Source organism: Pseudomonas sp. o96-267, from assembly GCF_003935465.1.
GTDB lineage: Bacteria > Pseudomonadota > Gammaproteobacteria > Pseudomonadales > Pseudomonadaceae > Aquipseudomonas > Aquipseudomonas sediminis.
Map to the genome: position 1 here is coordinate 101,306 of NZ_RHQP01000010.1, position 22,953 is coordinate 124,258.

Annotated in this window: 20 protein-coding genes; 7 read left to right on the forward strand and 13 right to left on the reverse strand. The window is 63.0% G+C overall.

All coding sequences use genetic code 11. The features are described 5' to 3' along the window. Nucleotides 1-134: 134 nt before the first annotated feature. Complete coding sequence (gene plsY / locus EGJ86_RS09230) at nucleotides 135-704, reverse strand: glycerol-3-phosphate 1-O-acyltransferase PlsY (RefSeq protein WP_125834883.1); 570 nt, start codon at nucleotides 702-704, stop codon at nucleotides 135-137. 74 nt (nucleotides 705-778) lie between these two features. Between plsY and folB the strand changes: the two genes are divergently transcribed. Both folB and folK read left to right on the forward strand, forming a co-directional pair. Further along, on the forward strand, nucleotides 779-1,135 hold the full coding sequence (gene folB / locus EGJ86_RS09235) for a dihydroneopterin aldolase (RefSeq protein ID WP_037000169.1): 357 nt from the start codon (nucleotides 779-781) through the stop codon (nucleotides 1,133-1,135). Next, on the forward strand, nucleotides 1,126-1,653 hold the full coding sequence (gene folK / locus EGJ86_RS09240) for a 2-amino-4-hydroxy-6-hydroxymethyldihydropteridine diphosphokinase (RefSeq protein WP_125834884.1): 528 nt from the start codon (nucleotides 1,126-1,128) through the stop codon (nucleotides 1,651-1,653). The genes folB and folK overlap by 10 nt, the downstream gene beginning before the upstream one ends. A 147-nt stretch (nucleotides 1,654-1,800) precedes the next feature. On the opposite strand, the gene EGJ86_RS09245 is transcribed toward folK, so the two are convergent. The 11 genes from EGJ86_RS09245 to EGJ86_RS09295 all read right to left on the reverse strand — a co-directional run bounded on the left by EGJ86_RS09245 (nucleotide 1,801) and on the right by EGJ86_RS09295 (nucleotide 16,104). Continuing rightward, nucleotides 1,801-3,030, reverse strand: a complete 1,230-nt coding sequence (locus EGJ86_RS09245; RefSeq protein ID WP_125834885.1) for a multifunctional CCA addition/repair protein — start codon at nucleotides 3,028-3,030, stop codon at nucleotides 1,801-1,803. A gap of 121 nt (nucleotides 3,031-3,151) precedes the next feature. Continuing rightward, a complete protein-coding gene (locus tag EGJ86_RS09250) occupies nucleotides 3,152-4,717 on the reverse strand; it encodes a SpoVR family protein (protein WP_125834886.1) in 1,566 nt (521 codons plus the stop codon). A 10-nt stretch (nucleotides 4,718-4,727) separates the two neighbouring features. Further along, nucleotides 4,728-5,999, reverse strand: coding sequence for a YeaH/YhbH family protein (locus EGJ86_RS09255; protein ID WP_106733204.1), 1,272 nt, complete (start codon nucleotides 5,997-5,999; stop codon nucleotides 4,728-4,730). A 245-nt stretch (nucleotides 6,000-6,244) separates the two neighbouring features. After that, nucleotides 6,245-8,167, reverse strand: a complete 1,923-nt coding sequence (locus tag EGJ86_RS09260; protein ID WP_106733203.1) for a PrkA family serine protein kinase — start codon at nucleotides 8,165-8,167, stop codon at nucleotides 6,245-6,247. A 284-nt stretch (nucleotides 8,168-8,451) separates the two neighbouring features. Next, a complete protein-coding gene (gene glpE / locus EGJ86_RS09265) occupies nucleotides 8,452-8,781 on the reverse strand; it encodes a thiosulfate sulfurtransferase GlpE (protein ID WP_106733202.1) in 330 nt (109 codons plus the stop codon). 32 nt (nucleotides 8,782-8,813) lie between these two features. Next, nucleotides 8,814-9,632, reverse strand: a complete 819-nt coding sequence (locus EGJ86_RS09270) for a symmetrical bis(5'-nucleosyl)-tetraphosphatase (protein WP_125834887.1) — start codon at nucleotides 9,630-9,632, stop codon at nucleotides 8,814-8,816. Beyond that, nucleotides 9,632-10,012 carry a Co2+/Mg2+ efflux protein ApaG gene (gene apaG / locus EGJ86_RS09275; RefSeq protein ID WP_017675673.1) on the reverse strand — a complete coding sequence of 127 codons (381 nt, stop codon included), beginning with the start codon at nucleotides 10,010-10,012 and terminating at the stop codon, nucleotides 9,632-9,634. Before apaG ends, EGJ86_RS09270 begins: the two co-directional genes overlap by 1 nt. Before the next feature lie 29 nt (nucleotides 10,013-10,041). Further along, nucleotides 10,042-10,851 (reverse strand): 16S rRNA (adenine(1518)-N(6)/adenine(1519)-N(6))-dimethyltransferase RsmA, encoded by an 810-nt coding sequence (gene rsmA / locus EGJ86_RS09280; RefSeq protein ID WP_106733200.1) that lies wholly within the window; start codon nucleotides 10,849-10,851, stop codon nucleotides 10,042-10,044. Between the two features lie 113 nt (nucleotides 10,852-10,964). Beyond that, nucleotides 10,965-11,960, reverse strand: coding sequence for a 4-hydroxythreonine-4-phosphate dehydrogenase PdxA (gene pdxA, locus EGJ86_RS09285; protein ID WP_125834888.1), 996 nt, complete (start codon nucleotides 11,958-11,960; stop codon nucleotides 10,965-10,967). A gap of 99 nt (nucleotides 11,961-12,059) precedes the next feature. Further along, on the reverse strand, nucleotides 12,060-13,352 hold the full coding sequence (locus EGJ86_RS09290; protein ID WP_125834889.1) for a peptidylprolyl isomerase: 1,293 nt from the start codon (nucleotides 13,350-13,352) through the stop codon (nucleotides 12,060-12,062). Continuing rightward, the gene (locus EGJ86_RS09295) at nucleotides 13,333-16,104 is read right to left on the reverse strand and encodes an LPS-assembly protein LptD (protein WP_125834890.1); all 2,772 of its coding nucleotides are present in this window, start codon (nucleotides 16,102-16,104) and stop codon (nucleotides 13,333-13,335) included. Before EGJ86_RS09295 ends, EGJ86_RS09290 begins: the two co-directional genes overlap by 20 nt. Nucleotides 16,105-16,228: 124 nt before the next feature. On the opposite strand from EGJ86_RS09295, the gene EGJ86_RS09300 reads away from it, so the two are divergent. Genes EGJ86_RS09300 through EGJ86_RS09310 form a run of 3 tightly spaced genes read left to right on the forward strand, consistent with a single transcriptional unit; the run spans nucleotide 16,229 to nucleotide 18,684 of the window. Next, the gene (locus EGJ86_RS09300) at nucleotides 16,229-17,254 is read left to right on the forward strand and encodes an aminoglycoside phosphotransferase family protein (RefSeq protein ID WP_125834891.1); all 1,026 of its coding nucleotides are present in this window, start codon (nucleotides 16,229-16,231) and stop codon (nucleotides 17,252-17,254) included. Further along, a complete protein-coding gene (gene murU, locus EGJ86_RS09305; RefSeq protein ID WP_125834892.1) occupies nucleotides 17,251-17,922 on the forward strand; it encodes an N-acetylmuramate alpha-1-phosphate uridylyltransferase MurU in 672 nt (223 codons plus the stop codon). The genes EGJ86_RS09300 and murU overlap by 4 nt, the downstream gene beginning before the upstream one ends. Then, on the forward strand, nucleotides 17,923-18,684 hold the full coding sequence (locus tag EGJ86_RS09310; RefSeq protein ID WP_125834893.1) for a DnaJ domain-containing protein: 762 nt from the start codon (nucleotides 17,923-17,925) through the stop codon (nucleotides 18,682-18,684). On the opposite strand, the gene EGJ86_RS09315 is transcribed toward EGJ86_RS09310, so the two are convergent. Next, nucleotides 18,681-19,679: an alpha/beta hydrolase family protein gene (locus EGJ86_RS09315; protein ID WP_125834894.1), complete on the reverse strand. Its 999-nt coding sequence runs from the start codon at nucleotides 19,677-19,679 to the stop codon at nucleotides 18,681-18,683. The genes EGJ86_RS09310 and EGJ86_RS09315 overlap by 4 nt on opposite strands. A 113-nt stretch (nucleotides 19,680-19,792) precedes the next feature. Between EGJ86_RS09315 and EGJ86_RS09320 the strand changes: the two genes are divergently transcribed. Continuing rightward, nucleotides 19,793-22,198, forward strand: a complete 2,406-nt coding sequence (locus EGJ86_RS09320) for a PAS domain S-box protein (RefSeq protein WP_125834895.1) — start codon at nucleotides 19,793-19,795, stop codon at nucleotides 22,196-22,198. Next, nucleotides 22,195-22,824: a response regulator transcription factor gene (locus tag EGJ86_RS09325; protein ID WP_074679617.1), complete on the forward strand. Its 630-nt coding sequence runs from the start codon at nucleotides 22,195-22,197 to the stop codon at nucleotides 22,822-22,824. The genes EGJ86_RS09320 and EGJ86_RS09325 overlap by 4 nt, the downstream gene beginning before the upstream one ends. Nucleotides 22,825-22,953 lie beyond the last annotated feature (129 nt).

Here is a 22,953-nt window from a genome sequence, read left to right on the forward strand (position 1 = left end):
TCTTGTTTCCGTGTGGTCGTGTTTTTTTTTTGATTTTTTATTTTTTGTTTTTTCGTCTTGTGTTGGCCGGTCTGTCATATGTTTTTTTGCGCGCCCCCCCCCCCCCCCCCGCTCCTACAGGTTTTGTTTTTCAGTCAAAAACGCCGTTCGCGTCCGGCGAAAAGGTCGCGCAGATTGTGACGGTGGCGCCAGACGATCAGCCCGGTCAGCACGCAGGCTGGCAGCAAGGCAGCCGGTTGTTGCCAGGCCAGCAGCGGCAGCGTCAGCGGCGTAGCGATCAGCGAGGCCAGCGAGCTGGTGCGGGTCAGCAGAAATACCAGCGCCCAGGCCGCCAGAGCGAGCAGGGCCGCCGGTGGATAGAGGCCAAGCAGCATGCCGGCGGCAGTGGCTACGCCCTTGCCGCCGCGAAAGCGGAAGTACAGCGGGTATAGATGGCCGACCACGGCAGCCAGGCCGATCCAGGCTTGCTGATGCAGGCTCAGGCCAAGCAGCTTGGCGATCAGGATTGGTAGCAGGCCCTTGAGCAGGTCGCCGATCAGCGTCATCACGGCGAGCTTCTTGCCGGCGACGCGCAGCATGTTGGTGGCGCCGGGGTTGCCCGAACCACTGGCGCGCGGGTCTGGCCCGCCTGCAAGTTGGCTGAGCAGGATGGCGAAGGACAACGAACCGAGCAGGTAGGCAAGGATTGCCAGAAGCCAGAACATGGTGGCCATTCCAGGGCATGGGGTGGGCCGATTCTAACGAGGTGCAGCGCCCTTGTCGTGGCGCGGAGAGTGCGGTGGACAGAGTATTTATCGAGGGGCTGGAAGTCGACACGGTGATCGGCGCCTACGATTGGGAGCGCGACATTCGCCAGTGCCTGCGTCTGGACCTGCAGATGGGCTGGGATAACCGCCCAGCGGCAGCCGGCGACGACCTCAACCTGGCGCTCGACTACGCCAGCGTCTCCACGCGCATTCAGGCCTTCGCGGCCGAGTCGCAATTCATCCTGGTCGAGACTTTCGCTGAACGCCTGGTGCAGACCCTGATGGAGGAGTTCAACATTCCCTGGATGCGTCTGAAGCTGACCAAGCCCGGCGCGGTGCCAGCCGCACGCGGCGGCGTAGGCGTGGAGATCGAGCGCGGATGCCTCTGACACGCGTCTTTCTCGGCCTCGGCAGCAATATCGAGCGCGAGGCTCACCTGGTCGCGGGCCTCGACGCATTGACGGGGCTGCTCAGCGACATGCGCTGCTCGCCGGTATTCGAGAGCCATGCGGTGGGCATCAAGAGCGGTAACTTCTTCAATCTGGTGGTGGTCGGCGAGACGGAACTGCCGCTGCTGGAGCTGGACCGCCGGCTGAAATTCATCGAAGCCGACAATGGCCGCTACGCGCCGGACCGCAAGGGTTTGCCGCTGGACATCGACGTGCTGCTGTATGGCGAGCAGGTCGGCAATTTCAATGGCCTGATCCTGCCGCGCGCGGAAATTCTCAAGAACGCCTTCGTGCTCTGGCCTTTGGCCTTGCTGGTGCCGGACGTGTGTCACCCAGTCGACGGCCGTTCGTTCGCGCAGTTGTGGGCTTCGGCGCAGATCGATCAGCAGCTGTGGCCTGCTGCTTTCCAGTGGCGTGGCGCCGAGCTGACGCCGGCGGAGTTGCTGGCTTCTGCGTAGCCCGGATGCAATCCGGGGGGGCGGCCTCAGAATCGCCCCGGATTGCGTCCGGGCTACGGTTTGGCGTTGATCGGTAGGAGCGGATTTATCCGCGAAAAGGCGGGTCGCGGAGTTTCGCGGCTGAAACGGAATGCCGCCCAGCCGCTCCTACGAGGCGTGCTGCTCTTTGTAGGCCTTGAGCGCCTGCAGGCGCTCGCGATTGAGCGCCTCGCCCAGCTCTGCACCCTTGAATCCCTTCTCCAGCAGCGGTTTGACCGGCACTTGCCGTGCGGCCTCGGCGGCGCCCATCAGGTAAGCGGCCTGTGGATAGTCGCGTTGCTCCAGGCCCAGGCGTCCGCGGGCATCCATCTCGCAGGCGGCGACGAACTCAGCGAAACGTTGCGGGCGGCGGAACACGTCGAAGCGTTGCAGCAGTTCCAGCAACGTTGACGGGCGCAGCTCCAACGCGCGGTGGCCGTGGGTGTGGAACTCGCCGACCAGCAGTGCCAACTCGGCGCAGTCACGGGGTGCCTTGCAGCGTTCATTGATCGCCTGGATCAGTGGCAGCCCCTTGTGTTCATGGGCGATATGCCGTGGCCACTCATCCTCGGGCGTCAGACCTTTACCCACGTCATGCAGCAGGCTGGCCCAGCGCACGTTCAGCGGCTGGTCATGCTCCGCACACTGGCGCAGCACGCTGAGCACGTGCACGCCGGTATCTATTTCCGGGTGATGAGCTTGCGGTTGCGGCACACCGAATAGAGCGTCCACTTCCGGCAGCAGGGCGGCCAGTGCGCCGCAGTCGCGCAGCACCTGGACGAACACATCCGGGCGCGGCTCCATCAATGCGCGGGATATTTCCTTCCAGCTGCGCTCGGCAGTGAGGTGGCTCAGTTCGCCGGAATCAGCCAGCTGGCGCATCAGCTCGAGGGTTTCCGGCGCCACGCTGAAACCAAGCGGCGCATAGCGCGCGGCGAAGCGGGCGACGCGCAGAACACGCAGCGGATCTTCGGCGAATGCCGGGGAAACGTGGCGCAGGATGCGGGCCTCGAGGTCTTGCTGGCCGCCATAGGGATCGATCAGGTTGCCGTGATCGTCCTCGGCCATGGCGTTGACGGTCAGGTCGCGGCGGATCAGGTCCTGTTCCAGGGTGACGTCGGGGCTGGCGTGGAAGGTGAAGCCGCCATAGCCGCGCCCGCTCTTGCGCTCGGTGCGGGCCAGGGCGTATTCCTCGCCCGTTTGCGGGTGCAGGAATACCGGAAAGTCGGCGCCCACCGGGCGATAGCCGAGTTCGAGCATCTGTTCGGCGCTGGCGCCGACCACGACCCAGTCCACTTCACTGATGGGACGGCCGAGCAGGCGATCACGTACCGCGCCGCCGACTGTGTAGATCTGCATGTGTGTTCCTCCACTGAGCGCAGAGGATACCGAAGATCGAGATGGGGCGCGTCATGCGCGCAGGCTTATCGCGCCAAGGCGTGCCCACGGCACGCAGCTGGGCGTGTGCTCCAGCTGCCGATCAAATCGGCGGAATGATCAGGTCCAGCCGCGGGTATTCGTTGTCGCCCTCCGAGCTGCCGCGTGGTGGCACATGCTGGGTGGTGATCAACTGATCGCCCTGGCAGACCTCCAGATGAATATCGAAGCCCCATAGCCGATGCAGGTGCTTGAGCACCTCGCCGGTGGAGTCGCCCAGTGGTTTGCGGTCATGCTGCTGATGGCGCAGGGTCAGCGAGCGGTCGCCGCGGCGGTCGATGTTCCAGATCTGTACGTTGGGCTCGCGGTTGCCCAGGTTGTACTGTGCGGCGAGCAGCTCGCGGATGGTGCGGTAGCCTGGTTCGTCATGGATGGCCGGTACCAGCAGCTCGTCCTTCTGGTCGTCGTCGAGGATGCCGAACAGCTTGAAGTCGCGAATCACCTTGGGCGAGAGGAACTGCAGGATGAAGCTCTCGTCCTTGAAGCTGTTCATGGCGAACTTGAGCGTGGTCAGCCAGTCGCTGCCAGCGATGTCCGGGAACCAGTGCTTGTCCTCCTCGGTGGGCTCCTCGCAGATACGACGGATATCGCGGTACATGGCAAAGCCCAGCGCGTAGGGATTGATGCCGCTGTAGTAGGGGCTGTCGAACGGCGGCTGGTAGACCACGCTGGTGTGCGACTGCAGGAACTCCATCATGAAACCGTCGGTGACCAGGCCCTCGTCGTACAGGTCGTTCATCAGCGTGTAGTGCCAGAACGTGGCCCAGCCTTCGTTCATCACCTGGGTCTGGCGTTGCGGGTAGAAGTATTGGGCGATCTTGCGCACGATGCGGATCACCTCGCGCTGCCAGGGCTCCAGCAGGGGCGCGTGCTTTTCCAGGAAGTAGAGGATGTTTTCCTGCGGTTCGGCGGGGAAGCGCTTGTTGTCTTTCTCGCCGCCCTTGTCGGCATTTTTGGGGATGGTGCGCCACAGGTCGTTGATCTGCTTCTGCAGGTGTTCCTCGCGCTCCTTCTGCCGGCGCCGCTCCTCCTCGGCGGAGATGGGGTAGGGGCGCTTGTAGCGGTCGACGCCGTAGTTCATCAGGGCGTGGCAGGAGTCGAGCAACTCCTCCACTGCGTCGATGCCGTAACGTTCCTCGCACTGCATGATGTACTGCTTGGCGAACACCAGGTAATCGATGATCGAGCTGGCGTCGGTCCAGGTGCGGAACAGGTAATTGCCCTTGAAGAAACTGTTGTGGCCGTAGCAGGCGTGGGCGATCACCAGCGCCTGCATGCAGATGGTGTTTTCCTCCATGAGGTAGGCGATGCACGGATCGGAGTTGATCACGATCTCGTAGGCCAGGCCCATCTGACCGCGCTTGTAGCCTTTCTCGGTGGAAAGGAAATGCTTGCCGTATGACCAGTGGTGGTAGCCAAGCGGCATGCCCACCGAGGCGTAGGCATCCATCATCTGCTCGGCAGTGATCACCTCGATCTGGTTGGGGTAGGTGTCCAGCGCATAGCGCTCGGCGATGCGGGCGATTTCCTTGTCGTACTGGCGGATCAGGTCGAAGGTCCATTCCGAGCCGGTGGAGATTGGTTCGCGCTTTCTCGTGCTGGCATTCATGGCTTGGCCCTCAGCTCACCAGGCGACGCTGGAACAGTTCGCGGAACACCGGGTAGATGTCCGCGGCGGACACCAGTTGCTGCTGGGCGAAGCTGTCGGCGAAGGCCTCGGCCACCTGTTCGTACTCGAACCACAGCGCCTGGTGCTCACGTGGGGTGATCTCGACGTAGGTGAAGTACTGCACGAACGGCATGATCTGGTTGATCAATATATCCCGGCATACCGGTGAGTCGTCGTTCCAGTTGTCGCCGTCCGACGCCTGGGCGGCGTAGATGTTCCACTCGTTGATCGGGTAGCGCTCGGCCATCACTTCCTGCATCAGCTTCAGGGCGCTGGATACGATGGTGCCGCCGGTCTCGCGGGAGTAGAAGAACTCCTCCTCGTCTACCTCCTTGGCGCTGGTGTGGTGGCGGATGAACACCACGTCGATCTTGTCGTAGTTCCGCTTGAGGAACAGGTACAGGAGGATGAAGAAGCGCTTGGCCACGTCCTTGGTGGCCTGCGTCATCGAGCCGGACACGTCCATCAGGCAGAACATCACTGCCTTGGAGCTGGGATTGGGCTGCTTGGTCAGCAGGTTGTACTTGAGGTCGAAGGTGTCGAGAAACGGCACGCGATGGATGCGCGCGCTGAGTCGTTCAATTTCCTCCTGAATCGCCTGGATATCGCCGAAGTTGTCTGGTTCTTCACGTCGCAGTCGCTCCAGTTCGGCCTTGGCTTCGCGCAGCTTGGCGCGACTGGAGCCGGACAGGGCGATACGCCGCGCGTGAGCCGAACGCAGGGTGCGGACGATGTTGATACGCGAGGGGTTGCCTTCGTTGCTGATGCCGGCGCGTACGGTCTTGAAGGTTTCCGCACCAGTGAGGTGGCGCTTGACCAGGTTGGGCAGCTCCAGATCCTCGAACATGAAGTCGAGGAATTCCTCCTGGGTGATCTGGAACACGAACTCGTCCATGCCTTCGCCGGAGTTGCTCGCCTTGCCGCTGCCACGCCCACCGCCGCCACCCTGAGGGCGCGGGATGCGTTCGCCAGTGGTGAATTCCTTGTTGCCTGGGTGAACGGTGGTTTGCCTGCCGCCGCGACCGTGATGCAGCACCGGCTCGTCGATATCGCGGCCGGGAATGCTGATCTGCTCGCCGTGCTCCATGTCGGTGATGGAGCGTCGGCTGACTGCTTCCTCCACCGCCTTCTTGATGTGCTCACGGTAACGCCGCAAAAAGCGCTGGCGGTTCACCGTGCTCTTGTTTTTGCCATTTAGGCGTCGGTCGATCACGTAGCTCATGACGTCTCCTTCGAACCCGTTCAAACTCTGCTGCGCTTCGGCCCTGCTGCGTTAAAAACAGGCTCGGACTGCTCATTTATCGCTCGTAAAGTCGACCGCGACTCCGACCGGTCCTCGCCTGTTTTTGTGGGGCCGCCATCGGTATTGCATGGCTCTAGCTCGCGAGGCTTTGAACAGGTTCTTGCCCGCCCATAGCCACAGGCAGGCAGCGAATGACCCGGCACGCGGCGCGCGCCGGACAGGGCTTACTGAGACTTGCGAACCCGCAGGTACCACTCCGACAACAGGCGCACCTGCTTCTCGGTGTAGCCGCGCTCGACCATGCGTTTGACGAAGTCGTTGTGCTTCTGCTGATCCTCCTTGCTGCCCTTGGCGTTGAAGCTGATGACCGGGAGCAGGTCCTCGGTGTTGGAGAACATTTTCTTCTCGATCACCACCCGCAGTTTCTCGTAGCTGAGCCAGGTGGGGTTCTTGCCGTTGTTGTTGGCGCGGGCGCGCAGCACGAAGTTGACGATCTCGTTGCGGAAGTCCTTCGGGTTGCTGATGCCGGCCGGCTTCTCGATCTTCTCCAGCTCCTCGTTGAGGGCGACGCGGTTGAGGATCTCGCCGGTTTCGGGGTCGCGGTATTCCTGATCCTGAATCCAGAAGTCGGCGTACAGCACGTAGCGGTCGAAGATGTTCTGCCCGTACTCGCTGTAGGACTCCAGGTAAGCGGTCTGGATTTCCTTGCCGATGAACTCGATGTAGCGCGGTGCCAGGTATTCCTTGATGTAGCGCAGGTAGCGCTCGCGTACTTCGGCAGGGAACTGTTCCTGCTCGATCTGCTGCTCCAGCACGTAGAGCAGGTGTACCGGGTTGGCGGCCACCTCGTGCGGGTCGAAGTTGAACACCTTGGACAGGATCTTGAAGGCGAAGCGGGTCGACAGACCGTTCATGCCCTCGTCTACGCCGGCGCTGTCACGGTACTCCTGGATCGATTTGGCTTTCGGGTCGGTGTCCTTGAGGTTCTCGCCGTCGTAGACGCGCATCTTCGAGTAGATGTTGGAGTTCTCCGGCTCTTTCAGGCGCGACAGGGTGGAGAACTGGGCAAGCATCTTCAGGGTGTCCGGCGCGCAATGGGCCTTGGCCAGCGAGCTGTTGATCAGCAGCTTGTCGTAGATCTTGATCTCGTCGGTCACACGCAGGCAGTAGGGCACCTTGACGATGTAGATACGGTCGATGAAGGCTTCGTTGTTCTTGTTGTTACGGAAGCTGTGCCACTCGGACTCGTTGGAGTGGGCCAGCAGGATGCCGCTGTAGGGGATCGCGCCGAGGCCTTCGGTGCTGTTGTAGTTGCCTTCCTGGGTGGCGGTCAGCAGCGGGTGCAGTACCTTGATCGGCGCCTTGAACATCTCGACGAATTCCATCAGGCCCTGGTTGGCCCGGCACAGCGCACCCGAGTAGCTGTAGGCATCGGCGTCGTTCTGCGGGTACTCCTCCAGCTTGCGGATGTCCACCTTGCCGACCAGGGCGGAGATATCCTGGTTGTTCTCGTCGCCCGGCTCGGTCTTGGCCACGGCGATCTGATTGAGGATCGAGGGGTAGAGTTTGACCACGCGGAACTGGCTGATGTCGCCGCCGAACTCCTGTAGGCGCTTGGTGGCCCACGGCGACATGATCGAGCTGACGTAACGGCGCGGGATGCCATAGTCCTCTTCGAGAATGGCGCCGTCTTCGGTGGCGTTGAACAGCCCCAATGGCGACTCGAATACCGGCGAGCCCTTGATGGCGTAGAAGGGCACCTTCTCCATCAGTTGCTTGAGCTTCTCGGCCAGCGAGGATTTACCGCCACCCACCGGGCCGAGCAGATAAAGGATCTGCTTCTTCTCTTCCAGGCCCTGAGCAGCATGGCGGAAGTAGGAGACGATCTGGTCGATGCACTCCTCCATGCCGTGGAAGTCGGCAAAGGCCGGATAGCGGCGGATGACCTTGTTGGAGAAGATGCGTGACAGCCGAGAGTCGCTGGAGGTGTCCAGCAACTCCGGTTCACCAATGGCCATCAGCAGGCGTTCGGCCGCAGTGGCGTAGGCGCTGCGATCCTGTTTGCACAGTTCGAGGTACTCCTGCAGCGAGTACTCCTCCTGGCGGGTCGCCTCGAAACGTTGTTGGAAGTGACTGAAAATGCTCATGACTTCACCTCGCTCGATGCTGAAAGCTGGCTCGGGATCGGTCGTGCGTGCAGGTGCTGGGTAACCCCGGCTCGGATACAAGTCGGGAAGAATCCCCCAAAACCCAAAAGTCGTTACCGATGGCCCGATGCCGGTTTGCCGGCTCTACCTTCAGTGGGATGGCCTGAGTAACAGAATAGTTCGTTCTGCAGAGCGTCAAGGGCGGGACAACGATAACGGGATGTTACCGTGCGTCGGGAAAGGGCGGCAGGCCAGAGCGGGCGCGGCCTGCCGGCTGAAGAAATTTATTCTTCGCTGCTTTGCGCGGTTTCGCTCGGGTAGGTGGCATGCCACAACTCGAAACCACCATCGAGGCTATAAACCTCGGAAAAACCCTGACCGACCAAGTAGGCCGCGGCTCCCTGGCTGGAGTTGCCGTGGTAGCAGGAAACGATCAGTGGCGCGTCGAGGTCGGCCTGAGTGATGAAGTCATGCAGCGAGTGGTTGTCGAGGTGGCGCGAGCCGCTGATATGACCATTGGCGAAGCTCTGTGGGTCGCGAATGTCGACCACGACGGCGCCCTGGTTGCGCAGTTCTTGCGCCTGTTGCGGGGAGATACGCTTGAATTCGCTCATGTTCGGGGACCTTTACCAGGTGGGTGGCGGGCTTATTCTTTGGGACAGGTGCAGCGGTGAAGTGCGCCGCTATCGACATCGAGCAGGGTCATCGCGCCGCCCCAGACGCAGCCGGTATCCAGCGCGTAGAGGCCTGGTTCCGGGCAGTTGCCCTCCAGTGCTGCCCAGTGGCCGAAGATGATCTTCTCGCCGCGCATCTTGCGCTGTGGGTAGCTGAACCAGGGTGCGAAGCCGGACGGTGCGCTGCCGACGCCTTCCTTGCTCTTGAGGTCCAGGGTGCCGTCGGCCTTGCAGAAGCGCATGCGGGTGAAATAGTTGGTGATCACCCGCAGGCGGGTCACGCCGTGCAGTTCCTTGTTCCACTTGGCCGGCTCGTTACCGTACATGCCATCGAGAAACAGCGGCAGACGAGCATCGTCACGCAGTGCCTCTTCGACTTCAGCGGCGCGGCGCAGCGCCTTGCTCAGTGTCCAGTGCGGCGGGATGCCGGCATGCACCAAGGTCACCTTGCGCTCGGCGTCGTGGTGCACCAGTTTCTGCATGCGCAGCCAGTCGAGCAGGTCGTTGCGATCCGGCGCATCGAGAATCTCGCGCAGGGTATCGCCCTTCTTCAGGCGCTCGATGTTGTGCGCCACCGCCAGCAAGTGCAGGTCGTGGTTGCCCAGCACGCAGGTGACCGCCTGGCGGATGGAGTAGAGGAAGCGCAGGGTTTCCAGCGACTGCGGGCCACGGTTGACCAGGTCGCCCACCAGCCACAACTGGTCATGCGTGGGATCGAAAGACACTTGCTCGAGCAGGCACTGGAGCGGTTTGAGGCAACCCTGCAGGTCGCCGACGGCATACACCGCCATCAGTGAAGGGCCCCTGGCACAGCCAGACGGAACGGCGCGATGCTCGCATCGAAGCGTTTGCCGTCTTCGGCGAGCATCTGGTAGCTGCCCTGCATGGTGCCGACCTGGGTAGTCATGACCGTTCCGCTACTGTAGGTGTGGCTGGCGCCGGGCTCGATATGCGGTTGCTGGCCGATCACGCCGGCGCCGCGCACTTCCTGCACGCGACCGTCGCCGTCAGTGATGATCCAGTGGCGCGACAACAGCTGAGCCGGCAGCTCGCCGTTATTGACGATGGTCACGGTGTAGGAGAACGCGTAGCGGCTCTGCTCCGGCTGCGACTGCGCTGCCAGATAGCGGGTGGTGACGCTGACGTCGATCTGATAACGAGGGTCGGACATGCGAATGATCCGTTGGGCGTGATTGCAGTTTAGTCCTGCGCAGCAGAGGGCTGTAGAGCCAGTTGGTCGGCCAGGCGGACGAAGGCGGCCAGATCCAGTTGCTCGGGGCGCAGGCTGCCGTCGACCCCCGCGGCCTCGATGGCATCGGCTGGCATCAACTGCTTGAGCGTGTTGCGCAGGGTCTTGCGGCGCTGATTGAAGGCTTCGCGCACGACGCGTTCGAGCAAGCGGTGGTCCTTGGCGGGGTGCGGCAAGGTCTCATGCGGCACCAGGCGCACGATGGCCGAGTCGACCTTGGGCGGCGGGTTGAAAGCGCCGGGGCCGACGTTGAACAGGTGTTCCACGCGGCAGTGGTATTGCACCATGATCGACAGCCGCCCCCAATCGCCGCCGCCCGGGCCTGCGGCCATGCGCTCGACCACTTCCTTTTGCAGCATGAAGTGCATGTCGCGAATCAGCGGTGCGTTATCCAGCAGGTGGAAAATCAGCGGCGTGGAGATGTTGTAGGGCAGGTTGCCGACAACGCGCAGGCTGCGTGGTGGCGCGTCGAGGCGGGCGAAGTCGAATTTCAGCGCGTCGCCCTGATTCAGGCGAAAACGCGGATTGTCGCCGAACTTGTTTTGCAGGATGGGGATCAGGTCGAGGTCGAGTTCGATCACGTCGAGCTGCGCGCCGCTGCCGAGCAAACCCTCGGTAATGGCGCCCTGACCTGGGCCGATCTCCAGCAGGCGTTCATCTTCCTTGGCGCGAATGGCGCGCAGGATACGGTCGATTACCCCGGCATCATGCAGGAAGTTCTGGCCGAAGCGCTTGCGCGCGCGGTGTTGGTATTCGGACATGTACGGCTCCGCGCAACGCCCCGAGTCGTGTTGCTCGAGGCTGGATGCAAAAAAGAAAGTCGCACAGTCTACCAGCGAATGGCGTCGGGGGCGCGGGCCGTGGCCTCAGCGGCTTATGTCGTACCGCTGGCGGCCATCTGGTAGGCGGTCTCCAGCGCCACCTGCAGGCTGCCGATGTCGACCTTGCCAGTGCCGGCCAGGTCCAGCGCGGTGCCATGATCTACCGAGGTGCGGATGATCGGCAGACCCAGGGTGACATTCAGCGCGGCGCCGAAGCCCTTGAACTTGAGCACCGGCAGGCCCTGGTCGTGGTACATGGCCAATACCGCATCGGCCTGTTCGAGATACTTGGGGGTGAACAGGGTATCGGCAGGCAGCGGGCCGATCAGGGTCATGCCTTCCGTGCGCAGACGTTCCAGCGTCGGCTCGATGATCTCGATTTCCTCGCGACCCAGATGGCCGCCTTCGCCGGCGTGGGGGTTGAGCCCGCAGACCAGAATGCGCGGTTGGGCGATACCGAATTTACCTTGCAGATCTGTATGCAGGATGCGCGTGACGCGTTCCAGGCGCTCGGCTGTGATAGCGGCTGCAACGTCCTTCAGGGGCAAATGGGTGGTGACCAGCGCCACACGTAAGCCGCGGGTTGCCAGCATCATCACCACCTGCTCGGTGTGGGTCAGCTCGGCGAGAAACTCGGTGTGGCCGGAGAAAGCGATACCAGCTTCGTTGATCACACCTTTGTGCACGGGGGCGGTGATCATGCCGGCGAAGGTTCCGTCCAGGCAGCCTTGGCCTGCGCGAGTGAGGGTTTCCAGCACGTAGGCGGAGTTCGCGGGCGTCAGTTTGCCTGGGGTTGCGGGAGCTGCCAGCGGCGTGTCCCAGACATAGAGAGCGCCTGCTGCTGCCGGTTTGCCTGGCAATCGTTGTGGGTCAACGATCAGCAATTCGATACTCAGCCCCAATCGCTCCGCGCGCTCTGCCAGTAGCTCGCGACTGGCGATGGCGACCAGTGGCGCAGGCTGGGCCTGTTGGGCCAGCAGCAGGCAGAGATCGGGGCCGATGCCGGCGGGCTCGCCTGGGGTGAGGGCAAAGCATTGCTGCGCAGTCATGGTCGCTCTCTGTGTGGGCGCGGGGCCGTCAGTTTACGCTGCCGGGCCAATAACGAAAAAGCCCGGCACAGGGCCGGGCTTTCGTACGCGATGACGCAGTTACAGCTTGGTCTCGACGTAGGCTTCGTCGCGGATCTGGCGCAGCCAGGCCTGCAGCTCCTCGTCGTACTTACGGTTGCGCAGCACGTTAACGGCTTGTTGCTCGCGGAATTGCGCGCTGCTGTCAGTGGCGCGACGGCCCATGACTTCCAGCACGTGCCAGCCGTAAGGGCTCTTGAACGGCTTGGACAGCTCGCCGCCGGGGGTGTTGTTCATCACCTCGCGGAATTCGGGGACCAGGGCGTTCGGGTCGATCCAGTTCAGGTCGCCGCCGTTGAGCGCAGAGCCCGGGTCCTCGGAGAAGCTCTTCGCCAGCTCAGCGAAATCCTCGCCATCGACGATACGCTGATACAGGCGCTCGACCAGACGACGGGTTTCTTCTTCGCTGCGAATTTCGCTGGGCTTGATCAGGATGTGGCGCACGTGCACTTCGTCGCGCACCTGGGTGTCGCCGCCGCGCTTCTCGATCAGCTTGAGGATGATGAAACCGCCTGGCGTACGCACCGGCTCGGTAACCTCGCCCGGGTTCAGTTGGCTGATCATGTTGTCGAACGGCGGAGGCAGCTGACCCGCTTTACGCCAGCCCATTTCACCGCCTTCCAGGGCGTTCTCGCTGGCAGAGCGAGAGACAGCCAGTTGGGCGAAGTCCGCGCCTTGCTGCAGTTGCTGATAAACCTCCTGTGCCTGACGGTCGGCCGTCTGTATTTCGCTGGAGGACGCACCTTCGGAAACCGGAATAAGGATGTTGGCCAGACGGAATTCTTCCGACAGCTGCATCTTGCCCAGGTCGGAGGCGAGGAAGTTCTGCACTTCCTGATCGGTAACCTGAATGCGTTCGGCCACGCGGCGCTGGCGCACACGGCTGATGACCATCTCGCGACGCACCTGGTCACGCGCATCGGCATAGGACAGGCCGTCGCGTGCCAGTGCTTCACGGAACTGCTCCAGGCTCATGCCATTGCGCTGAGCGATGGTACCCATGGCCTGGTTCAGTTCTTCGTCGGTGATGCGAATGCCGGAGCGGTCGCCGATCTGCAGTTGGATGTTCTCGATGATCAGGCGCTCGAGCACCTGCTGGCTGAGTACGTTGCCAGGAGGCAGGGAGCCGCCGCGCTTGTCGATGGTTTGCTGCACTTCACGCAGGCGGGCGTCGAGTTGGCTCTGCATGACCACGTCGTTGTCGACGATGGCCACGACGCGATCCAGTGGGCGAACCTGGGCCTGAGCCGTTGCCGCCAGCAGTGCTGCGCCCAACAGCAGGGGGCGCAGGCGATCAGAAAGCTTGGTCTTCACGTTCACGGTAACCTTGAATGCCTTGGTCGAGGAAAGTTTCCACCTTGTTGCCAACAACGCCGCCGAGGCCCTTGAGGACGATCTGCAGGAAGATGCCGCGGTCCGGCTCGTCGTTGCGCGATGGGTCGAGGCTGACTTCGTCGTAATCGATCCAGTAGCGGTTGATCAGGCGCAGCTTCCAGCAGCAGCTGTCGTATTCGAAACCACCGAAGGCTTCGAGAGTACGGTTGCGGCCATAGTCGTACTGCCAGCGCGAGATCAGGCTCCACTGCGGAGCCAGCGGCCAGATGACGGAGAAGTCATGCTGGTCGATCTTGTAGTAGTCCTTGATGTAATAGGGGCTGCCCGGAGTGCCATAGTCCGGGTTAGTGGTCCACTGGCCGCTATCACGGTCGTAACGTACGGTGTCGTTACGATAGCGATAGCCGAAGTTGACGATCTTGTTCGGATTGTCTTCCGGCTGGTAGTGGAACATTGCGCTGCCCGAACGGGTGGCATGCTGGTCCGGATCCCAGTTGAAGGTCGAGGAGAAGCGCCAGTCGCGGTTAAAGCGATACAGGTACTCCAGCGCATAAGGCGACACGTCGGAGGTGGCGTCCTGGCGGGTACGGTAGTCGATGCCCGGCAGTTGAACTTTGCGGTCTTCGAAGTAGAACGCCTGGCCGATGCTGAAGCGCTGGCGCTCGAAGCCGTTCGACTCGATCCAACGGCTGGTCACGCCCAGTGACAACTTGTTCTCGTCACCGATGCGATCCTTGCCACTGAAGCGGTTTTCACGCCACAGCGAGGCGTAGCTGAAGGTCGGCTCGCCCGTGTCGAACACCGGGATGTCGGTCTGGTCTTCTTCCGGCACATAGAGGTAGAACGCACGCGGTTCCAGGGTCTGGCGGAAATCCTTGCCGAATAGTTGGGTGTTGCGGTCGAAATACAGGCCGCTGTCTACACTGAACAGGCCGACGCCGCGGCTCTGTGTGCCCTTGTAATTCTGCTCAGCCAGCAGCGTATCTTTGCCTTGCTGATCCAGGCTGATGTCGTAGTTGGTCTGCAGGTACTTGACCTGAGGTTTGACAAAACCCCAGCTCCAGTCCAGCGGCAAGCTCACGCCTGGTTCGAGATGCAGTCGTTCACCATCGGCCCTCGAAAGGCCGGTCAAGCGTTCGTCGTACCAGAGGTCTTGCGGCCGGCCGGTTACCCCGTCTTTGTCAGTGAAGAAGCCCGAGCGCAGGTTGCGATCAAAGCGCACGTATTCGGTGCCATAGGTGAAGTCCAGGCCACCCGGATTGAACGGCAGTTTGCCATCCAGGGTGATCTGCGGCAGACGATCATACGGCGTCACATCAGTGATGTTAGCCAGTTCGTATGCATGCACGTTCAGGCGTGCGGTATAGCTGTCACCGCGATAGGTCAGCGTGCCGCGCTGGTCTACGTAGGTTTGCTTGTCGATGCCCAGATCGGTATCGAGATCCTGGAAGTAGTACGGGTCGCTGATATCGGTGTAGTCGACTTCGGCGAGCAGGCGCGAGTTCAGGCCCTGCTTGTGCTGCCAGCTGTACATCCAGCGCTGGTCTTCGTACTCGGACTGCAGCTTTCGCTCGTCTTCGCTGTCGTTCAGCCATGCGCCGCCGACCTGGCCTTCGCTGCTCTCGGTCAGGTAGCGGAACTCACCTTCCATCAGCAGGCCGCGTTTGGCCATGTAGGTCGGGTACAGCGTGGCGTCGTAGTTCGGCGCCAGGTTGAAGTAGTACGGCGTTTGCAGCGAGAAGCCGTTGCTGCTCGACGTGCCGATGCTCGGCGGCAGGAAGCCGGACTGGCGACGGTCGTCGATCGGGAAGTAGATGTACGGGGTGTAGAACACCGGAATGTCCTTGACCCGCAGCGTCACGTTGGTCGCGGTGCCGAAGCCGGTCGCCGGGTTCAGGGTGACGTTGTTGCCCTTCAGGTGCCAGGCGTTGTCGCCCGGCTCGCAACGGGTGTAGGTACCATCCTTGAGGCGGATGATCGCGGTCTCTTCGCGCTTGGCGTAGAGCGCGCTACCGCGCACGTGAGCCTGATGCATCACGTATTCGGCGTTGTCGATACGCGCTTCGCCGTTATCCAGTTGCAGTTCGGCGCGGTCGCCGACCACCAGCATGCCCTTGTCGCGTAGGCGTACGTTGCCGACCAGTTCACCACGGTTTTCCGTCTGGTGCAGGCTGGCTTCGTCAGCCTCGACTTGCATGCCGGACTGGCGCAGGACGACGTCACCGGCGAGGGTGGCGATCTGCTTTTCCTGCTCGAAGCGCGAGGCCTTGGCGGAAACGTACATCGGCGACTCGTCCAGCGGCGTGGTGTCATCCATGCCCGGACGCAGCGGCTCGACGTAGGCGCCTGCACAGTAAGGACCGGCCTCGGCCAGTTGCGCGGCAGTCAACTTATCGCGCGGGACCCAGTCCAAGTGACTGTAATCGGGGCTGCGCGAGGCGAGGGCGCGGCCCTTGCTCTCGGTGACCAGCACCGGGGCGGCATCCTGCTTGGCTACCGCCTCGCTGCTGGCACCACCGGTGCTGACAGCATCACGGCTGTGCACCGGGCGCGGAGGCAGGGCGCTGGCCGCTGATTTCGGCGCGCAGGCCCAGCCGCCCGTGGGCGATGCCTGGCAATCGTATTGCTCGGCGGCAAAGGACTGTAGGCTGAACGCGGGCTGTAAGGCCAGGAGGCTGCCGGTGACCAGCAGCGGGAATTTCTTGCGGAACGCGGGGTATTTTACTGCCATCTTGTTAGTCCGGGCTTCCTGCGCGCTATCGGCCCAGGGGCCGCACGCCTCTCGATGGGCTGAAAAAGATGCTGGATAATAAAGCATGACCGGCGCAACGGCTAGCGCCGTCGGAGACCCCTTGATGTCTGAACACGATGTACGTCTGCAACAGCTGCAAACATGGCTCGCCGAGCAACTGCCCCTCCTGTGCGCAGCACGCGACTGGGGAGCGGTCCCGGAGGCCGAGCTCACTCCCGCCAGCAGCGACGCCAGCTTTCGCCGCTATTTTCGCTGGCAGGCCGGTGAGCGCAGCCTGATTCTGATGGACGCGCCACCGCCCCAGGAGAACTGCGAGCCGTTCGTCCGTATTGCGGCCTTGCTGGCTAGTGCAGGTGTGCATGTGCCACAGGTATTGGCTGCCGATCTTGAGCAGGGCTTCCTGATTCTCGATGACCTGGGCCGCCAGACCTATCTGGACGTGATCAACGAGCACAACGCCGACCAATTGTTCGACGATGCCATCGAGGCCTTGCTGCAGCAGCAGCGCTTGCCGCTCGACAGCCATCTGCCGCATTACGATGAGGCGTTACTGCGCCGTGAGTTGCAGTTGTTTCCCGAGTGGTACGTGCAGCGTCACCTGGGGCACAGCTTTACCGCCGAGCAGGAGGCCGCCTGGCAGCGCATCAGTCGGTTGCTGATCGACAGCGCCCTGGAACAACCCAAGGTGGTGGTGCATCGCGACTTCATGCCGCGCAACCTGATGCAGAGCGCGCCCAACCCCGGCGTGCTGGATTTTCAGGATGCCGTCAACGGCCCGGTCACGTACGACATCACCTGTCTGTTCAAGGATGCATTCCTCAGCTGGCCCGAGGCGCGCGTGCAGGACTGGCTGCACGGGTATTGGGAGCGCGCCAAGGCGGCGGGTATTCCGGTGCAGGCATCGCTCGACGATTTTCTACGGGCCAGCGACCTGATGGGCGTGCAGCGCCACCTCAAGGTCATCGGCATCTTCGCGCGCATCTGTCACCGCGATGGCAAGCCCAAGTACCTGGGCGACGTACCGCGTTTCTTCTCTTATATAGAGGCCGTTTTGGCGCGTCGGCCGGAGCTTGCCGAGCTGAGTGAGCTGTTCGCCAGCCTGGCGAAAGATGAAGGGGCACGTGCATGAAGGCGATGATCCTCGCGGCGGGCAAGGGCGAGCGCATGCGACCATTGACCCTGCATACGCCCAAGCCGCTGGTAAAGGTGGCGGGTGTGCCGTTGATCGAGTACCACATCCGGGCGTTGGCGGCTGCGGGCTTCACCGAGCTGGTGATCAACCATGCCTGGCTAGGCCGGCAGATCGAGGATTACCTGGGCGATGGCGCGCGCTTTGGCGTGCGTATCGTCTATTCCGCCGAAGGCGAGCCGCTGGAGACCGGTGGCGGCATCTTCAAGGCGTTGCCGCTGCTGGGCGCTGAGCCATTTCTGGTGGTCAATGGCGATGTCTTCACCGACTACGCCTTCGCCGCGCTGCGCCCGCCGCGTGTCGGGCTGGCGCATCTGGTGCTGGTGGATAACCCGGCCCATCACCCGCAGGGCGATTTCATTCTCGCGGCAGGTGAGGTCCATGACGGCGAGGCGACAGGTGAAAGGCTGACCTACAGCGGTCTCGCCGTGCTGCATCCGCGTCTGTTCGCCGGCTCTGTGCCAGGCGCCTTCAAGCTGGCGCCACTGCTGCGTGAGGCCATGGCGGCAGGACAGGTCAGTGGCGAGCACTATGGCGGCTGTTGGGTCGACGTCGGTACGCACGAGCGTTTGGCTGAAGTCGAGCGCTTGCTGCAGGAGGCTCGTTAGGTGTTGTGGCCGGCCACCCTGCTCGGTGCTGCGGCTGGGCTCGCCCTGGCCAGTATTCCGGGGGCACTGCTTGGCGGTCTACTTGGGCAGGTGCTGGACCGTCGTCTGCGCCTGCATGGCTGGGACAATCTGCGTGAGCGTCTGGGCGGTCGTGCTGCGCCGACGGATGACGACTTGTTGTTTCTGATGCTGGGACGTCTGGCCAAGAGTGACGGCCGGGTGGTACAGAGCCATATCCAGCAGGCGCGTTCGGAAATGCAGCGGCTGGGGTTGGATGCCGCTGCCCAGCGCCGTGCCATCGAAGCCTTCGCCCGCGGCAAGACCGGACGGGACAACCTGCGTGCGCCGCTGCAGCGTCAGCGCGAGCGTGCCGATACCATGCTGCGAGCTTGCTGGCGCATGGCCTGGGTCGATGGGCGAGTGTCGCCCAGCGAGCATGAGTTGATCCTGCTCTGGGGCAAGTGGCTCGGCTGGGACAGCGCCCGACTCGATAGCCTGGGTGAGGAGTACGCGCCACGTCGCAGCCAGCAACCTGCGCCGGCGGGCGGCAGTTATCAGGAGGCGTTGCGGCTGCTAGGTGTCAATGAAGGCAGCGAGCCTGAGCAGATCAAGCGCGCTTACCGGCGCCTGCTCAGCCGGCATCATCCGGACAAACTGGCTGGCTCGGGCGCCTCACCTGAGCGCATTCGCGAGGCCACCGACACCACGCGTCAGCTGCACCAGGCCTATGCGTTGATTCGCCAGCGTCGCGGAATTCGTTAGCCGCCCGCAGCGCGAATATGCAGTTTCAACCAGCCACGTAGACGGCGGTACAGCTGCTCCTCCTGGACATCCAGGTTGCCCGGCAGTGCCTTCATCGCTACCTGTACATAGGTGGGCAGCTTTGCCCGCTTGCTGGCTTGCAGGCGTTTCAAGGCGGCTGTGCGGTCGGTGGCCTGATCCTTGTAGAAAAAGTCGCCAGTAGCCACCGGCAGTTGGGTGACCAGTTCGTCCAGTGGCGGGGCGAATCCTGCCGGTAAGTCTGCAGCCACCATCAGCAGGTTCTGGATATTCGCGGGTTTGCGTTCGCTCAGGTAGCGCGCGGCCCAGTAGGCGCCGCTGCCGTGGCCAAGCAGGACGATTTCCTTGGCCTGCTGTTGGCTGGCGAAGGCGATGGCGGCATCGATGCGCGCCATCACGCGTTCGACATGGGCCTGGCGCCGTTGATCCGGGCTGATTGTGCCGCTGTCCGTGGCCTGTGCTGCTGTTGCCTCCGGTGCTTGTGGAGGGCTATCGGCCGCGGGGGGCGCCTCGGTACTTGCCGGGTCAGCGGGCGCCGCTGCGGTTTCGACGCTTGCATCGCGCAGCGGCAGCGGGTCTCCGTCCGGGTCCGGCAGTGTCAGGCTCAGGCTGTGCCAGCCGGCGTCAGGCAATTTGCGTCGTAGCGGGCCCACTGCGGCGGCGCCGTCGGCGTTTTCCACGTCCCCGGGTAGCAGAATCACCGCACCGCTGGGTTCGCCGACGTTGGCCGGCAGCCATAGTGCGAGGAAACTTTCGACGCCGGCCTGCAGCATCTGCTGCTCACGTTTGTCCAGGCGCTGCTCCAGCGTCAGCGCATCGCTGACGCTACGCTCGGGTAGAGACGGCCGCTCGTTCGAGGCCGGCGTATCGGCTTCGCCAGGCGTGGCGCTCTGGGCATCCCCGGTCGGTTCCTGGGCCCAGCTCGTGGTGGCGCAGAGCAGGCAGAAACCGAGCAGTGCGAGTGAGTTCAGGCGCATCGATGAAGCTCCTTGGAGTCTGCTACAGAGCCTAATGCCGAGCTTCGCTTTTGTCAGGCCATTAGCGAAAGACTGGAGTAAGGTAAGCAATCGCGTCAGCGGATTCACCGTGCATGAAGTCCCTTCTCCGTTTCCTCTCTTTCCTGTTGATAGTGGCTGCATCCGGCGTCTGGGCCGAGAGTGCGCGTATGCCATTGCGTCCGACTTTCGACGCCGAGCAGCGTGCCTGGCTCAAGGAGCATCCAGTGTTGCGCGTGGGCCTGATCCAGCAGGCGCCCTGGGTGCAGCGCGGGCAGAACCGGCAGCTGACGGGCGCCAATGTCGAACTGATGCAACGCTTGCTCGAAGGCATGGGTGTTGCGCCCGAGTGGCGCCTGTATGCGAGCCAGGAGGCGCTGGATCAGGCCGCCAACGCCGGTGAAGTCGACCTGGCGCCAGGCCTGCAGCAGACGCCGGCTGGTCTGCGTATCTGGCATTACTCCATGCCCTACCTGCGTGTGCCGCATCTGGTAGTTGGCGAGCGCAGTGGCAGCGGTGCGGTGGATCTCGATCAATTGCCGCTGGAGCAGACGGTCGCGTTGCGCACGCCGAGCCAGGCTGCCGAATACCTGGAGCGCACCCACACCAACCTGCGTCTGCGTGCGACGCCGTCGGAGCGCGCCGCCTTGCTGCTGGTGCTCAACCAGGAAGTCAGCTACGCCGTGCTGGATGAAGCGAGCCTCAGCCTGCTGTTGCGCGAGTCGCGTTTCTCCAGCTTGAGCATCGTCGGTGATATTGGCTTGCCGCAGCTGCTGCGCCTGGCTACGCGGCGTGACCAGCCGCTTCTGTCCGGTATTGTCGACCGGACTCTGCAAGCGCTGCCTGCTCGTGAGCTGGAGGAGTTGCGCGACACCTGGATGCCGCTGCGCTATCCACAATCCACCGACTTCGTCGGCTTCTGGAAGACCCTGGCGTTATTTTTCGCCCTGATTCTGATGCTCGGTGCGACAGCGCTTTATCGGCAGCGGCAGCAGACACGTTCGCTGGAGCGTGGGCTGTTGGCTGCACGCGGCGAACTGGATCGCCATCAGCAGGCCGCCGAGGCATTGCGCCTGAGCCAGTTCTCCATCGACCACAGCACGGTGGGCATTCTCTGGGTCAACTGGGACAGTCACCTGCGCTACGCCAACCGCGCCGCCGAACGCATGCTCGGCTACGCCCCTGGCGAGCTGGTGGACAAGCCATTGAGTCAGTTGGAGCCCGGCCTGCATATGGACCGCTGGCTCAACCTGTGGAAGCGCGTGCGCGAGCAGGACGAGGGTTCATCCAGCTTCGAGGTCGACTGCCTGCGTGCCGATGGCAGCCGTATGCCGGCTGACGTCTCGCTGAGTTTTCTGCGCTATCGCCAGGCCGAGTACCTGGTGGTGTTTCTCAGCGACGTTACCGAGCGCCGCCGTGCCCGTGCAGCGCTGGAGGAGAGCGAGGCGCGCTTCAAGGGTATCGCCGGTAACGTGCCTGGCCTGGTGTTTCGTCTGGAACGGGCCGGGCCGGGAGCGGTGGTCAACTTCGCCTACATCAGCGAGGCCAGTCAGGAGATGGTCGGCTGGCCAGCGCAGGATCTGCAACGTGAGGAGCGTGGCATCCGCAGCCTGGTGCACCCGCAGGATCTGAGCAGCTACCTGAACAGCCAGACCCTGGCGCTGGAGGGCGAGAGCGACTGGTACTGGCAGGGACGCATCCTCACTGCCGAGCAGGAGGTGCTGTGGGCCGACATCCGCACCACTGCGCGGCCGTTGGGTAATGGTCGGGTGGTGTGGGATGGCATCCTCTGGGACATCACCGAGAACAAGCTGGCCGAGCTGGCACTGGCCGATTCGCGGGCGCGTCTGCGCGAATTGTCGGCGCACCTGGAAAGCGTGCGTGAGGAAGAAAAGGCGCGCATCGCTCGTGAGGTGCACGACGAGCTGGGCCAGGTGCTGACCGTGCTCAAGCTGGAGACGGCCATGTGCGAGCTGGTTTGCGCCGGGCAGATTCCCGAACTGGATGAACGCCTCAACAGCATGAAGCGCCTGATCGCCCAGTTATTCCAGCTGGTGCGTGATGTGGCCACGGCGCTGCGCCCGCCGATTCTCGATGCTGGCATTGCCTCGGCCATCGAGTGGCAGGTGCGGCGCTTCGAGGAACGCACGCAGATTCCCTGCCTGGTTGATGTGCCGGAGCACCTGCCGCGCTTGCCGGACGCCCAGGCCATCGGCATGTTCCGCATCCTTCAGGAGGCGCTGACCAACGTCATGCGCCACGCTGGCGCGCACAGCGTCGAGGTGCGTCTATGGCAGGAGGGCGGCAGCCTGTGTCTGTCGGTGGTCGACGATGGCAAGGGCTTCGATCCGGCGCTGCGCAAGCTGGGACAATCCTTCGGCCTGGTCGGCATGCAGGAGCGCATGCTCATGCTCGGTGGCCAGTTGCAGATTGACAGCCAGCCGGGCGAGGGCACTACCCTGTGCGCGCGCATCAATCTGGAAGAGGAGATCGCAGCGTGATTCGGGTACTGGTGGCCGAAGACCACACCATCGTGCGGGAAGGCATCAAGCAACTGATCGGCATGGCGCGTGATCTCGAGGTGGCTGGCGAAGCCTGCAATGGCGAGCAGCTGATCGAGGTACTGCGGCGCACGCCTTGCGACGTGGTGCTGCTGGATATCTCCATGCCCGGCGTCAACGGTCTGGAGGCCATTCCGCGTATCCGCGCGCTGAACGAAGCGCCGGCGATTCTGGTGCTGTCGATGCACGACGAGGCGCAGATGGCGGCGCGTGCGCTCAAGGCTGGCGCTGCCGGCTACGCCACCAAGGACAGCGACCCGGCGCTGCTGATCACTGCGATTCGCAAGGTGGCCAGTGGTGGTCGTTATATCGACCCGGCATTGGCCGACCGCATGGTCTTCGAGGTTGGCCTGACCGACTCGCGCCCGCCCCACGCGCAATTGTCCGAGCGCGAGTTCTCGGTGTTCGAGCGTTTGGTGCGGGGTGAGGGCGTCAACGATATCGCCCTGCACCTGGCGATCAGCAACAAGACCGTGAGTACGCACAAGGCGCGCCTGATGCAGAAGCTCGGCGCGCATTCGATGGCCGATCTGGTGCGTTACGCCATGGAGCACCGCCTGGTCTGATCGGCCGCTTTCGTAGGAGCGGCTGGGCGGCACTCCGCTTCAGCCACGATGAATCGCCCACCGGAGCTTCGCGGCTGAAGCCGCTCCCACGGTTTTCATGCGCTGTATAACCGATGCGATCACTCGGAA

Coding starts and splice junctions, on each gene's coding strand:
- plsY (WP_125834883.1), bottom strand. CDS start 704: ATGTTCTGGCTTCTGGCAATCCTTGCCTACCTGCTCGGTTCGTTGTCC.
- folK (WP_125834884.1), top strand. CDS start 1,126: ATGCCTCTGACACGCGTCTTTCTCGGCCTCGGCAGCAATATCGAGCGC.
- EGJ86_RS09245 (WP_125834885.1), bottom strand. CDS start 3,030: ATGCAGATCTACACAGTCGGCGGCGCGGTACGTGATCGCCTGCTCGGC.
- EGJ86_RS09250 (WP_125834886.1), bottom strand. CDS start 4,717: ATGAATGCCAGCACGAGAAAGCGCGAACCAATCTCCACCGGCTCGGAA.
- EGJ86_RS09255 (WP_106733204.1), bottom strand. CDS start 5,999: ATGAGCTACGTGATCGACCGACGCCTAAATGGCAAAAACAAGAGCACG.
- EGJ86_RS09260 (WP_106733203.1), bottom strand. CDS start 8,167: ATGAGCATTTTCAGTCACTTCCAACAACGTTTCGAGGCGACCCGCCAG.
- glpE (WP_106733202.1), bottom strand. CDS start 8,781: ATGAGCGAATTCAAGCGTATCTCCCCGCAACAGGCGCAAGAACTGCGC.
- EGJ86_RS09270 (WP_125834887.1), bottom strand. CDS start 9,632: ATGGCGGTGTATGCCGTCGGCGACCTGCAGGGTTGCCTCAAACCGCTC.
- apaG (WP_017675673.1), bottom strand. CDS start 10,012: ATGTCCGACCCTCGTTATCAGATCGACGTCAGCGTCACCACCCGCTAT.
- rsmA (WP_106733200.1), bottom strand. CDS start 10,851: ATGTCCGAATACCAACACCGCGCGCGCAAGCGCTTCGGCCAGAACTTC.
- pdxA (WP_125834888.1), bottom strand. CDS start 11,960: ATGACTGCGCAGCAATGCTTTGCCCTCACCCCAGGCGAGCCCGCCGGC.
- EGJ86_RS09295 (WP_125834890.1), bottom strand. CDS start 16,104: ATGGCAGTAAAATACCCCGCGTTCCGCAAGAAATTCCCGCTGCTGGTC.
- EGJ86_RS09300 (WP_125834891.1), top strand. CDS start 16,229: ATGTCTGAACACGATGTACGTCTGCAACAGCTGCAAACATGGCTCGCC.
- murU (WP_125834892.1), top strand. CDS start 17,251: ATGAAGGCGATGATCCTCGCGGCGGGCAAGGGCGAGCGCATGCGACCA.
- EGJ86_RS09315 (WP_125834894.1), bottom strand. CDS start 19,679: ATGCGCCTGAACTCACTCGCACTGCTCGGTTTCTGCCTGCTCTGCGCC.
- EGJ86_RS09320 (WP_125834895.1), top strand. CDS start 19,793: ATGAAGTCCCTTCTCCGTTTCCTCTCTTTCCTGTTGATAGTGGCTGCA.